The sequence below is a fragment of the Brevibacillus choshinensis genome (genome assembly GCF_001420695.1).
Classification (GTDB): Bacteria; Bacillota; Bacilli; order Brevibacillales; family Brevibacillaceae; genus Brevibacillus; species Brevibacillus choshinensis.
Genome location: NZ_LJJB01000013.1, coordinates 1,556,032 through 1,568,245 on the forward strand (window position 1 = coordinate 1,556,032; position 12,214 = coordinate 1,568,245).

The window sequence follows — 12,214 nt, forward strand, 5'->3', positions numbered from 1 at the left end:
ATACTATCAACCTTTGAATTTTTTATTTCCCGATAGTAAAAAAGGCAAGAGAGACAGATCGATTTGCCCATCAACCGACTCTCTCGCCTTTTTCCTTCACTCTTGTTGACTCCCTGCCAGCAAGAGGTTTTATTTCGCGTCTGCCATGTTTTCTTTCGTGATTTTTTTGTAAGGTACCCAGACGTATTTGCCATCTGTGATGTCAAAGCCGGTCGTTTCCTTGTTCGGCGTTTCTCCTTTGGCCAGAGCTGCCGCGATGTTCAGCGTAGCCTTCCCTTGGTTGTTCGCGTCGTTGAGCACAGTACCGAGCAGCGTGCCGGACTCCAGTTCTTTGAGAGCTGGCGCTGTTGCGTCTACCCCGACGACTGGCATATATTTGCCGTTCGTAAAGTAACCAGCAGCCTTCAATGCCTCGATTGCGCCGAGGGCCATATCGTCGTTGTTAGCCAGCACAGCTTCGATCTTTTCACCCGAAGCAGCCAGGAATGCCGCCATCTTCTCCTGACCTTTTACGCGATCCCACATGGCTGTATCTTCGGCCACTTTTTCCACCTTGATGCCTGCGTCTTCAATGGCTTTGACGGAGAATTTCGTGCGTAGCTCTGCGTCCTGATGTCCAGGCTCGCCTTTGAGCATGACGTACTGCAACACACCGTCCTTATTTTTGTCCGCTTCGGGATGGGCTTTCCAGTAGTCGACGAGCAGCTGTCCGGAAATCGTGCCGGACTCTTCCGCTTTTGCTCCCACGTAGTACACCTTATCCCACTTCTGCATATCCTCTGGCATCGGCTCGCGGTTGAAGAAGACGACCGGGATATTGGCTTGCTTGGCTTTGTCGATAAGGACGCCAGCTGCTGTCCGGTCCACCGGGTTGATAGCGAGAGCGTTTACTTTTTTGTTGATGAACAAGTCTACCTTGTCATTTTGCGTGGGTTGTGCGTTTTGGCTGTCGACGATGTCCACTTCAGCCTTGCCATCTGCGGCTTTAGAAATGGCATTACGCACACCCGTCATAAAGGTATCGTCAAACTTGTAAATCGCAACACCGATCTTGGGATTGCCTGCCGGTGCTGCTGGTGCTGGTGCTGGTGCTGGAGTAGCTGGCGCTGGTGCCGCCGTACTTCCGCCACTTCCACCTGAGGCTGCCGGCTGCGAACCGCCTGAAGATTGGGAACATCCGACTACTGAGAGAGTTACCGCTGCAACCAGCGTAGTAGCAATGAGCTTTCTCATGAAAACTTCCCCCTTTATCCCCTATGTGTACATCTGATATATACAAAATGTAAGCGTTTTCCAATTCCGATACCATCGAAAATCCTGCGCTTTTTTATTAAAATCCTCATCAGTTTTTCCTCTTTATTTCACAAAGGGAAACAGTAGCTTTTGATTTTCCGACCAAAACATGTTCTCGCGGTCGATCACTTTGGTTCCTGTATCCACACGCCCTGGCACCTGTTTGCCTTCACTGGCATCCAGCGCGTATTTGACTCCGAGGTACCCCATCGAAAATGGCTTCTGGATGATCGTCGCCGAGATTCCCCCTTCCTGCAAATACTCCAGTACCTCAGGCGGACTGTCGATCGCCACGATTTTAATACTCGACTGCAAGCCCATTTTCTCCACTTCTTCCGCCACGCCAATAGAAGTGCTCGCATCCAGTGCAATGATTCCTTTTACTCCCGGATTATGGCGAATCAATTCGCGCGTCAGCTCGCCGATTAGCTTTTTGTCCAGCTGGACGTAGTCGACCGGCACCAACTCCACCTGCTTGTCTTGTGCGATGACATCACGCACGCCCTTTTCCCGGCTCATGGCATTCGCCGAACTCCTGCCTGTACCGACCAAAGCAATGTGGCCCTTTTTTCCGATCAGCTGGATCATTTTTTCACACGCTTTTTTGCCCATGTCGTAATTGTCCGTACCAATGTAGCTGTTCACCTCTGGCAGCTGCCCTTCCGCATCCAGCGTGATGATCGGCACACGAGACTTGGTCAGACCGATCGCCTCTTGCAGCACCCGATCGTCGCTCGGAGCCACAACCAGAGCATCATAGCCATCGAGCGTAGCCTGCCGTACCAGCTCCATCTGGCTCTGGGAGTCCTCCTCGTAATCAGGGGCGTAAAAATTGAGATTGAGGTCGTATTCCTTGGCCGCCATTTCTGCCCCTAGCTTTACCGTCCGCCAGTAGTCGCCATGCTTCATGCGCACGATCAGCGCCACCGTTTTCTTCTTGTCCGGGTGGGGCTCGTCCATCCGTGATTCACAGGAATAAAACGTCGTTACCGCTACCATTACCAACAACGTGTACAGTGCATATTGATTGATTGTCCCCATACGGTCAGCCCTCTTGTCCTTCGTCGTGCTGGCAGGGTATCCACACTTTGACCACAGTCCCTACCTCCAGCTCGCTCTCAATATTGAGTCCATACCCTTCTCCAAAGGACAACCGGATTCGCTCGTGAACGTTATGAATGCCCACTCCCGATCCGCCCTCGCTTTTATAGGAGCCTTCCAGCACCTGCTCACGCACATGAGGTGACATCCCCAGTCCATTGTCTCTTACCTGAAAGAGAACCTTCCCCTCGCACATGGATGCGGAAATACGAATGAATCCTGGGTCTGCCATGTGCTCGATCCCGTGATAGATCGCGTTCTCCACAATCGGCTGCAGCAGCAGCTTCAACGTTTTGCAGGTAAGCACTTCGTCCTGCGCCTCGATCTCGTATTCAAACTTTTGCTTGTACCTCATTTTTTGAATGATCAGATAATGGCGGACGTGCTCCAGCTCTTCTTGCACGGTGATGATGCTCTTTCCTCTGCTCAGACTGATCCGAAAAAGCTTGGACAGAGACGTAATCGTCGTAATCACATCCTCATTCTTCCCGATGCCGACCATACGTACGACAGAGTTTAAGGTATTGTAGAGAAAATGCGGGTGGATCTGCGCCTGCAGGACTTCCAGCTCGCTCTTTCGCTTGGCCTCCTGCTCCAGGATGATCTGGTTCATCAGCTCCCTGACCTTTTCCATCATCAGCTGAAAGCGCAAGGACAGCTGCTCCACTTCTTGGCTCCCCCGAATTGGCTCGTTGACGGTGAAATCTCCTTGCTCTACCCGTTCCATCGACCTCTCCAGCATTTTGATCGGCCTGGAGATTTTCGCTGAGATGTAGGAGAGAACGAACAACACGATGACAATCACAAAGATCAGCAGCCAGAAAATAAAGCGACTGATTTCGTTTTTGGTCGTGACGATCTCATCCATGTAGGAGACACCGATAATCTTCCAGCCCAGCTGATCGACGGTCTTGATCGTGATCAGACGTTTATCTCCTTCTGCATCATCCACGTAGCTGCCGTACGAATATTTCAATGGCAAGGAACGATTCTCGTTTTTTAGCCCGACGAAAATGAGCTGCTGCTGTGGATGGTAGACGATATTTCCTACCAGGTCGATGATGTAGACGTATCCCTTTTTCCCGAGTCCGACTCTCTGGCACAGGTCGTCGATCTCCTTGAAATTCACATCCACCAAAAGAACTGCCGGAATGTCTTCTTCTGCTCCCTTGATCGTGATTCCCCGACTCATGGACACGACCCAGGTGTACTCGCCTTTGAACAGATTTTGAATATGTGGCAAAGAGAAGGACAGGTTGTTCGGGTCATCAATCGCCGATTGAAACCAGCTTTGCTCCGTCAGCTTGCTGTTTTTACGCATCGGTTTGGCAGGAGTGCCCATCAGTAGCTCTCCTTTTCTGCTAAAAACGGCAATCGAGACAATGTCCTTTCTCGTCTCCACGATCGCTTCCAGCTGTTCGTTCAGCTTCTCCGAAGAAACACCCTGGCTTCGCCTGATCTTGTCGTCCACCAGTTCAAAAATTTGCGTCGTCCCGTTCAGGTAGCTGTCCAGATTGTATTTGACCTGTTCGAGAATTTGCTGCGTATTCAGGTAAGCATTTTGTTCGGCCGTCTCGGAAAATTTGCTGTACAGCATCACCCCAACGAACAGCACGACGAGTACGGTAACGAGAGTAAATGACGTTGTGATGATAAACTGAATGCTCTTGGCCTTGATCGCGTCCACAACGCCAAACAGGAGCTTTTTCATCGGTACTCCTCTTTGCCGCTGTTGTTGCGGTACTCTTTTGCTGACTGTCCTACGTGCTTGCGAAAGCAAAAGCTGAAGTAGTTGGCGTCTGTATAGCCTACCTGCTCGGCGATCTCGAAGGTTTTTAGATCCGTAGTTCGCAGGAGCTCTTTCGCCTTTTCCATGCGCAGCTGCAAGAGGTAGGTCACAAAGGTCGTCTTGGTTTCTCTTTTAAAAATACTGCTGAAATAGCCGGGACTGATGTGCAGGTCGGCGCACACCTTGTGAATAGAGATGTCTGGTGACTGGTAATGACGGTGGGTGTATTCAATCGCCTGGTCGACGAGTCGTTTGTAGGTATGGTGGCGCCCGCTCGCGATACTACTCATGATCTTCTCGCAAATGCCGTTGACCCGATTTTTGGCCTCCTGCACACTGTTGAAGGAAGTGATCTCTGCGAGCAAACGGGACTGCGCGCCAAACATCTGATCCATGTCCAGCTCGGCTCGCTGGGCGGTCTTCAAGATCGTCGTCATGATCTCCAGCAAATAGATGCGGTAATCGTGGATGGAGACATTCCCTTCGGCCACGTCGGAAAACAGCTCGTCGACTACTGCGTGCAGCTCGGGCAGTGTCCCCATTTTGATGCAGCGGACAAGCTCGTGCTCTTTTCGCTCGTCAAATCGTACGCTCTCCCGCGGCTGTTTCTCGACGTCATCGATGAAAATGAGCCGGTTGTTCCCGAGGATTCCTTTGTAATCGAGTGCCAATCCCGCATCTTCATAGGAATAGGGCAGCTGTGTCACATCACGGATTACGGTGCCGACACCCACCGTCACAGTCACACTCAAATACTTTTCGACGGTGCGCCGTATTTCCTCAGCGATCATCTGCATCTGATGCTCCAGCCTCTCCTGATCGTCCGCTTCCTTTCGCAGCAGCAGTACGACCAGATCGTTGTGCAAAAAAACAATCCCTGCATAGTTGCCGAGCTGTACCTGTTCCTCCGCGATGTTTTTCACCGCGAATAAGAGAATCTGCTGTTCGTCCTTTTTCTTTTGATCCAGGCACATGACGGAAACGAGATATTCGCTTCCGAGAAGCTGGACACCGTACTCAGTCGCTTTGGCCAGGATATCCTCTCTCCGCAGCTGACGGGTCAAAAGGGAGGACAAAAAAACTTCCCGTAATACCGGCAAGCTTTTTCGATAGCTCTCTCGAAGCAATTGATTATTTTCCCGATGGGCAGCTTCTTCGTCCATCCGGTTCTTCACCTTGATCAGCACGTCGATCAGCTCGACGGCGGAAAACGGTTTGAGCACGTATTCATCAATGTGGAGCTTGACTGCCTTTTGCGCATATTCAAACTCATCAAAGCCCGTGAGAATGATGATCCGGGTCGCGGGAAACTGTCTGCGGACCGCTTCTGCCAGCTGCAGGCCATCCATGAACGGCATCTTGATATCAGTGACGACCACATCCGGTCGCAGGCGTTCCACCAGATCCAATGCCTCTTTGCCGTTCTCGGCCTTTGCCAGCACCTCAAAGCCATATCCGTGCCAGTCGATCTCCTGACTGACCCCTTCTCTCACGTCTTCTTCGTCATCTACCAAGATTAATTTGTACATAGGCACCCCCCGCTGATGTACATGTACAACGGGGGTGGTTTGAACTCCTGCTTACCACGTCTTGTCGAGATCGTTTGCGTAAAACAAAATGGCTTTTTGGTAAGCCGAAATACTCGGATCGCTGCTCGTCTCCACTAGATTTTGCAGCAACAGCGTCATGGCCTCGTGATGTTTGCCGAGGTTGTAGTAGGCCATCGAAAGGAAAACGGGGAAGGATCGGTCTCCGGGAAACTGCTGCATGCCTTTGACGAAGGTATCCGCTGCCTGCTCGTATTGTCCCAGCGTGCGGTACGTGCTCCCCAGCCCCAGCAAAGCCCCAGACAGATCGTTCTCTGGCTTGAGCCCTAGCTGGATCGCTTTTTCGTAGTAAGAAACGGCCTCCCTCTCCAGTCCTGCGGAATCATGGCACCAGGCGCATTGATAGTGGGCGATGGGGTCAGAAGGTTCTTGGGCGACGAGTTCCAGAGCAAGCTGAATGGCTTCGTCCAGTTTTCCTTCTTTTCGTAGCCCGATGATTTGATCGATCGTAGCGTTCATGGGTGGGCTCCTTTTGGGGTAGTGGTTCGCGATTTTCTACTTTCATCTTACCAGCTGGCCACGTTTTCTCCTGTAAAATTCGCAAAAAAAGAGACCACATGAGATGGTCTCTTTCCTTTACCCTTTCACAGCCTTTACCGTGCTCAAGGCTGCTTGCAAATCATCGTAGATGACATTGCCCACGACGACCGTATCAGCAATGTCCGCCATTTCAGCTGCCTGCTCTGGTGTTCGGATGCCGCCACCGTAAAAGAGGTGTGCCCCCTCTGCGCCTGCTCGGCAAGCCCGAACAATCTCGGGATCACCGTAAGCTCCGCTGTACTCCATGTAAACGATAGGGAGTCGACAGATTTTGGTCGCCACCTGCGCGTAGGCTTTGGCTTCTGCAGCATTCTCGATAGCATGTGCCTTGGTCAACTGAGCGACACCCGCATCTGGATTGGCGATCAGGTAGCCTTCTGTTAGAATATCGTCCCAATGAATGTAGGAGCCGTACTCTTTGAGGCCCGATACATGCGGGGAAAAGATCCACGCCGGATCTCCTGCATTGATGACGAGTGGAATCAAATACGAATCAAAGCCCGGTACGACCGCATCCAGCGAAGAAATTTCCAGTACAGCTGGTACGGCGTAACGGCGAATGCGCGACATCAGATCAAGCGTATTGTCAAAGGTGACACCGTACGTGCCCCCGACGATAATACCGTCTGTCCCTGATTCGCAGATCGCTTCCAGTTCTTCATCGTCAATGGATTTGTCCGGATCAAGTTTAAAGGTATGGCGCCAGCCACGATAGTCAATCAACGTTGCCTGCCTCCTACTCTATTTGCCGATCCGCTCCAGCGCCATTTGATAACCGTCATTGCCGTAGTTCAAGCAGCGCTTCACACGGGAAATCGTAGCCGTACTAGCTCCCGTCTCGGCCTCAATCTGGTTGTAGGTAAACCCTTTTCGCAGCATGCGCGCTACTTCCAGACGCTGCGCGAGCGACTGCATCTCGTTTACCGTGCAAAGATCGTCAAAAAATTGATAGCATTCTTCCATGGTTTCCAAGGAAAGAACCGCTTCGAACAGTTGCTCAATTCCCTTGCCCTTTAGTTTTTCCAGTTGCATATTTATTCACCCCGTTATCGGATCCAGTTCCGGTTTCTCACTGTACAATTTTTAAGCGTTAAAGCCTTCATGAATTATCTTAGAAGAAACCGTCGTGGTCTGCAACCTTTTCTTCCTACTGAAACTTCAGCTCCTGTGCCAAACCGGGGGAGGTAGGGAGGATCTCTATCCACGTATTTCCTAGCAAGAGCGGCATCTCTTCTGTAAGTGCTGCATCCGAATAAGCGCGAATGACGCCGTTACTGCGCTTCCACTTGATTTTGCGGGCTTTTCCTTGCTGAAACAAATAGCCATCGCCAGGACCGACGACATCCACTTGACGTCGCCCTTCGCTATCCAGCACGCGATGTTTGGTAGCAATCACCAGCAGATTCGTCGTAGAGAGCTGCTTGTTGTCACTGAGATCCACGTGAGGTTTGCCAGCCGTAAAACGCATGTATTTCTTTTCCTTTTCATCATAGACAAAGCCAGCTTTGTTCAGCGAGTGGAAAGTGAGGTCGACCTTGGTCGCAGGTTCTCCTTCTGTGATGACGGCATCTTCTGGGAGGAATGTAAAATGTGGAACCTCCGAAGTCGTCCTCATATTTTTATCCTGCATGGCTTGTTTTAGGAGCTCTGGCTTGGTGTACAGGTTATGTGGCGCTTTGCGGAAGTTCTCCCGCCAGAAATAGCGGCCATTGGGAATTTCATCGAGGTGGCTGTAATCAGAGCGGGCTAAAGTCGTAAGTGCCTCCTGACTTCCGCCTGCATGCACGAGGACCGCGTCGAATCCGATCCCAATTTGGATAAAATAGGGACGTATGCTCCGTACGGGACCGATAATGTCGGGCTCCTGGCTTTGGAAAATGGAGAGCAAGCGGGTCATCTCCCCTTCCGCCAGCACTTCATAAATCATATCCGCTTTGCTGATCCCTGATTGCGGTCGAGCAGGCGGAGCATTGTTGATCATCACCATAATGGGGCGTTTGCTGTCCAGTCGTTCCTGGCTTCCGAGACCAGTCAAAGGTGCCTTATACGGATACTTCGTTGGCTCTACAGGCGAAGGCGTTTGTACGATCGGAGCGGGCGGCTCCGGGGCTGGCTTGGGCTGTGTCTCGACAGGTTGGCCGGTACAAGCCGTTAGTAGCAGCAAGGATAGCAGCATGAGAGACGATTGAATGCGTCGTTGCATGGGATCGCTCCTTTCCAATTTTCTGGGATGGTTTCCCTAACTCTTTTCGTGAGGCTCACAGGGAATCCTGCTTCCACATGTTTTCCACGATTCTCTTACGGGACTGCCACACATGCCCATTTTTCCTATGCTACAATAAAAATAGTTATACATGACAGATGCAAAGCGAGGGCCAAATGATGAATACCCCTTACCTCGTCTATCTGGTGGACGATGAAACGAACCTTTTAGATTTGTTGCAATCATACCTGCAAAGCGCAGGCTTACAGGTGAAGGCATTTTCCAGTGGAAATGACGTACTGCCCTACCTCGACGAGGAGCAGCAGCCTCATCTCTGGATTCTGGACATCATGATGCCAGACATTGACGGCTACGAGCTGTTGCGGCTCATCCGCGAGAAGTCCAATGTGCCGATCATCTTCATCTCGGCACGCGATCAGGACGTGGATAAAATCATCGGGCTCGAACTGGGCAGCGACGATTATTTGGCGAAGCCATTTCTCCCGCGAGAATTGGTCATCCGCGCAAAAAAACTACTTCAGCGCACCTATGAAAAACCAGGTACAGCACCCGTCCAGGCTCAAACCTTTCAGGATTGGGTAAATGTGGGTCCTTATATGATCTCAGAAAAAGGGCGACAAGTAAAAGAAGGAGACGAGCTGATCGATCTGACTACCAAGGAATTCGAGCTGATTGTCTACCTCATGCACAATCAGGGACTGGCATTAAATCGGGAGCAAATCCTTACCTCCATCTGGGGAGAGGATTATATCGGCTCGGACAGGGCAGTAGATGATCTCGTCAAACGAATTCGCAAAAAAATGCCGAAATTTCCGTTGGAGACAGTCTACGGATTTGGCTACCGGATGACGCGTATGTCAACTACTCACCAATAAATGGGTGAGCTTGTAACTACTCAGTCGTACGAATTTTATTCTCCGACCTCTTTTCGCGAAAGCGTAGTGTTACTTCGCGGGAAGGTTGACAGCTCCCCAACAACAACGGTTATACCGAAGTTGTCACTTCAACGATGTACTCCATTCCTATTCGTTGAAGATTCATGGCGCCAATGCGATCATCGTTCGACTGGTACTGACAGGCACAACAACAGAATGTATGTGTCCTCTTGTTACGATTCGCTTTCTCGGTATGTCCACACTTCGGACACGCCTGAGAAGTGTAGCGCGGATCCACCGCCATCACTTTTGCACCATGTAAAACTGCTTTGTACGCAAGCATTTGACGCAATTGATGGAACGACCAGGAGACGGTTTCATACCGATCTTTTACTCTTACTCGTTCGGTAGCAACACGAACGCCCTTCAGATCTTCGATAACAAAAAGAGTACGTGGTCCATATCGATTAACGAGTGCCTTTGATACTTGATGGTTTACATCAGACATCCAACGGTTTTCTCGTTGTCCGATTCTCTTTATTCTTCTGCGAGCAGAAGCAGTACCTTTTTGTTGAAGTTGCTTGCGAAGATATTTGTAATGAGAGCGTTTGTTCTTAATCGTTTTGCCAGTAAAGAATAGCGATTTGCCTTGAGAGTCATAACTAACCGCAACAAAGTTGATGCCAACATCAATTCCGACAACTTGATTGATGTGCTCTTCGCAAGCAGGTTCGATCTCTTTGGTCATCGGAATGTGCAAAAAGAATTTGCCGTACTTATAGACCAGTTTGGCTGTTCCGTAGACCCAAGAACCATCAAAATATGGCTCCATTCCTTTTGTCTCGAACGGTACTTTAACACGACCTTCCAATGTGTTGATCGAGAATAAGCCTTTTGTAAGCGAGTAGTCCCGATTCCAAACAAGGTCATATTCTGGCTTCTTGAAGCGCACTTTCGTCCAATCGTGGCTATTGCTTTTTAAAGACCGGTAACGGGCAATCACCGTTTTCAAAACAGACTGGGCCATTTGAGATCGTAACCGGAATTGCCCTCTCAACGATTTGTAGGTCAATCTATGTAACGTAGTTTGTACCAACTGTCTTGTTTCAAAAACGAGAGCAGAGGCAAAGTTACAGCCGTGTCGGTAAGCGTACAGGGTATCTTGTAACAGGGTTGCTTGTTCGGTTGTTGGTTTGATTTTCACTTTTGCTGTAATGGTCACTTGCATTCCTTATCACCTCACTTTCACTACCATCAGTATAGAACGTTTGTTCGTAAAAATCCAGAACGAAAGGGGAGGAGGCGCATTCCTCTCTGCCACTAAAGTGGCGAGTCTCCTGCGCCGTTATTCATGAACAAATTCCTGTTAAAAAACTTGCCGCTCTCCCGGCAGATTCTCATTTTGTTCATGATCCTGACCAGCGTACTGGGCATCGGTCTCGGAGTGGGATACCCGCTCGCCGTCAAGCAATACCTGGTCTCCAACACCTACTCACTCCTCGAGGATGAGTTTTACACGCTGTCGGAGCACATTACTTTTAATGAAAACAACGAGCTGCTTCCGGTACCTGCTGCGGCTCCCTACTTTTTGCAATTGCTCTTATCCCGCTATGAATATTCGTTTGATATGATCGTCTACGCAGAAAATGGGAAAGAATTGGGCAGCAGAAGCACCGAACGAATTCCTTTTAGCGATAGCAGGGAACTATTCGCCAGAGCTACTGCTCATCCAAATAACCAGCTTCAGCACGGAACGCTAGACCGCGGAGACGAAAGCTATTTGTTTGTCAGTAAACGGATGGACTATCACGGCTTTCCTTACTATATGGTCCTGTTTTCTAAGGAACAGGAGCTCAATCAGATCAATTCCATTTTGACCCGGCAGTTCTTGTTGGTCTTTAGCCTCCTGCTTTTAGTAAGCTGGCTTTTAGCGATCTGGTTCAGTGGATATTTGAGCAAGCCGTTGCGCAGTCTGGACGAGCTGTGCAAAAAAATCGCGCGCCGTCAATTTGATATTCCGCTCACGATGGACCGCGGGGATGAGATTGGTCAGCTGGCACGTTCGTTTGATACGATGAAAAATCAATTGAAGGAATACGACGAGTCCCAGCGTCATTTCGTGCAAAACATCTCTCATGAATTGAAGACACCGATCATGGCGATCCAAGGCTACACACAGGGTCTTCTGGAGGGAGTATTTCAAGGACCACAGGCGGAAAAGGGACTGACGATTATCATGGAAGAGAGCAAGCGGCTGGAGAAGGTCGTGGGCCAGCTCTTGTATTTAACCAAGATCGAGTCGGTCTCCCAGATGATGCAGATGGGACGCGTCGATCTGGCAGAGATGATGCATCTCCTCAAGCAGCGTCTCTCGGTACTAAATCCGAATGTCGAATGGGAGCTGAACCTGCCTCCTGAGCTGATTGTCGAGGCGGATGGTGAGCAGTTGAGTACGGCCTTTGTCAACATCATGGAGAACCAGCTACGCTACGCCAAGAGCCATCTCATGATCACCGGAAGAATGATCGGCAAAAACGCTGTGATCAGCATCGCCAACGACGGTCCGCAGATCGAGGAAGCTCTACTTCCCCACCTGTTCCAGCGGTTCCGGAAAGGCAAATCCGGCAAGCATGGGCTGGGACTGGCGATTGCACGGGCGGTTTTCGAGGCACATACAGGCACCATCGTTGCCCGCAACGATCCGGATGGCCCCTGCTTTACCATGACCATTCCAGCGGAGCACAAAGTATAGGCTGCAAAAAAGAAATCCCCTTTTCAATTGGTA

Annotated in this window: 11 protein-coding genes; 2 read left to right on the forward strand and 9 right to left on the reverse strand. The window is 50.3% G+C overall.

The features are described 5' to 3' along the window. Nucleotides 1-129 precede the first annotated feature (129 nt). The 8 genes from AN963_RS27810 to AN963_RS27845 all read right to left on the reverse strand — a co-directional run bounded on the left by AN963_RS27810 (nucleotide 130) and on the right by AN963_RS27845 (nucleotide 8,533). Entirely contained in the window at nucleotides 130-1,233 is a 1,104-nt protein-coding gene (locus AN963_RS27810) for a galactose ABC transporter substrate-binding protein (RefSeq protein WP_055747717.1), read from the reverse strand. Between the two features lie 123 nt (nucleotides 1,234-1,356). Next, the gene (locus AN963_RS27815) at nucleotides 1,357-2,334 is read right to left on the reverse strand and encodes a substrate-binding domain-containing protein (RefSeq protein ID WP_055747718.1); all 978 of its coding nucleotides are present in this window, start codon (nucleotides 2,332-2,334) and stop codon (nucleotides 1,357-1,359) included. A 4-nt stretch (nucleotides 2,335-2,338) separates the two neighbouring features. Continuing rightward, on the reverse strand, nucleotides 2,339-4,105 hold the full coding sequence (locus tag AN963_RS27820; protein WP_055747719.1) for a cache domain-containing sensor histidine kinase: 1,767 nt from the start codon (nucleotides 4,103-4,105) through the stop codon (nucleotides 2,339-2,341). After that, nucleotides 4,102-5,712 (reverse strand): response regulator, encoded by a 1,611-nt coding sequence (locus tag AN963_RS27825; protein ID WP_055747720.1) that lies wholly within the window; start codon nucleotides 5,710-5,712, stop codon nucleotides 4,102-4,104. Before AN963_RS27825 ends, AN963_RS27820 begins: the two co-directional genes overlap by 4 nt. Nucleotides 5,713-5,763: 51 nt before the next feature. After that, on the reverse strand, nucleotides 5,764-6,249 hold the full coding sequence (locus AN963_RS27830; protein WP_055747721.1) for a tetratricopeptide repeat protein: 486 nt from the start codon (nucleotides 6,247-6,249) through the stop codon (nucleotides 5,764-5,766). 117 nt (nucleotides 6,250-6,366) lie between these two features. Beyond that, on the reverse strand, nucleotides 6,367-7,053 hold the full coding sequence (pcrB, locus tag AN963_RS27835; protein WP_055747722.1) for a heptaprenylglyceryl phosphate synthase: 687 nt from the start codon (nucleotides 7,051-7,053) through the stop codon (nucleotides 6,367-6,369). An 18-nt stretch (nucleotides 7,054-7,071) separates the two neighbouring features. Then, nucleotides 7,072-7,362 carry a YerC/YecD family TrpR-related protein gene (locus tag AN963_RS27840; RefSeq protein ID WP_055747723.1) on the reverse strand — a complete coding sequence of 97 codons (291 nt, stop codon included), beginning with the start codon at nucleotides 7,360-7,362 and terminating at the stop codon, nucleotides 7,072-7,074. Between the two features lie 115 nt (nucleotides 7,363-7,477). Continuing rightward, nucleotides 7,478-8,533, reverse strand: coding sequence for a DUF3048 domain-containing protein (locus tag AN963_RS27845; RefSeq protein WP_055747724.1), 1,056 nt, complete (start codon nucleotides 8,531-8,533; stop codon nucleotides 7,478-7,480). 179 nt (nucleotides 8,534-8,712) lie between these two features. On the opposite strand from AN963_RS27845, the gene AN963_RS27850 reads away from it, so the two are divergent. Continuing rightward, the gene (locus AN963_RS27850) at nucleotides 8,713-9,429 is read left to right on the forward strand and encodes a response regulator transcription factor (RefSeq protein ID WP_055747725.1); all 717 of its coding nucleotides are present in this window, start codon (nucleotides 8,713-8,715) and stop codon (nucleotides 9,427-9,429) included. Nucleotides 9,430-9,538: 109 nt separating this feature from the next. Here AN963_RS27850 and AN963_RS27855 read toward each other — a convergent pair whose 3' ends face one another. Beyond that, nucleotides 9,539-10,657: an RNA-guided endonuclease InsQ/TnpB family protein gene (locus AN963_RS27855; protein WP_055747726.1), complete on the reverse strand. Its 1,119-nt coding sequence runs from the start codon at nucleotides 10,655-10,657 to the stop codon at nucleotides 9,539-9,541. Between the two features lie 123 nt (nucleotides 10,658-10,780). On the opposite strand from AN963_RS27855, the gene AN963_RS27860 reads away from it, so the two are divergent. Beyond that, complete coding sequence (locus AN963_RS27860) at nucleotides 10,781-12,181, forward strand: sensor histidine kinase (RefSeq protein WP_055747727.1); 1,401 nt, start codon at nucleotides 10,781-10,783, stop codon at nucleotides 12,179-12,181. Nucleotides 12,182-12,214 lie beyond the last annotated feature (33 nt).

What these genes read in the sequence shown, in the direction of transcription:
- AN963_RS27820 (WP_055747719.1), bottom strand. Translation starts at nt 4,105, where the DNA reads ATGAAAAAGCTCCTGTTTGGCGTTGTGGACGCGATCAAGGCCAAGAGC.
- AN963_RS27850 (WP_055747725.1), top strand. Translation starts at nt 8,713, where the DNA reads ATGAATACCCCTTACCTCGTCTATCTGGTGGACGATGAAACGAACCTT.
- AN963_RS27840 (WP_055747723.1), bottom strand. Translation starts at nt 7,362, where the DNA reads ATGCAACTGGAAAAACTAAAGGGCAAGGGAATTGAGCAACTGTTCGAA.
- AN963_RS27810 (WP_055747717.1), bottom strand. Translation starts at nt 1,233, where the DNA reads ATGAGAAAGCTCATTGCTACTACGCTGGTTGCAGCGGTAACTCTCTCA.
- AN963_RS27825 (WP_055747720.1), bottom strand. Translation starts at nt 5,712, where the DNA reads ATGTACAAATTAATCTTGGTAGATGACGAAGAAGACGTGAGAGAAGGG.
- AN963_RS27830 (WP_055747721.1), bottom strand. Translation starts at nt 6,249, where the DNA reads ATGAACGCTACGATCGATCAAATCATCGGGCTACGAAAAGAAGGAAAA.
- AN963_RS27855 (WP_055747726.1), bottom strand. Translation starts at nt 10,657, where the DNA reads ATGCAAGTGACCATTACAGCAAAAGTGAAAATCAAACCAACAACCGAA.
- AN963_RS27860 (WP_055747727.1), top strand. Translation starts at nt 10,781, where the DNA reads ATGAACAAATTCCTGTTAAAAAACTTGCCGCTCTCCCGGCAGATTCTC.
- AN963_RS27845 (WP_055747724.1), bottom strand. Translation starts at nt 8,533, where the DNA reads ATGCAACGACGCATTCAATCGTCTCTCATGCTGCTATCCTTGCTGCTA.
- AN963_RS27815 (WP_055747718.1), bottom strand. Translation starts at nt 2,334, where the DNA reads ATGGGGACAATCAATCAATATGCACTGTACACGTTGTTGGTAATGGTA.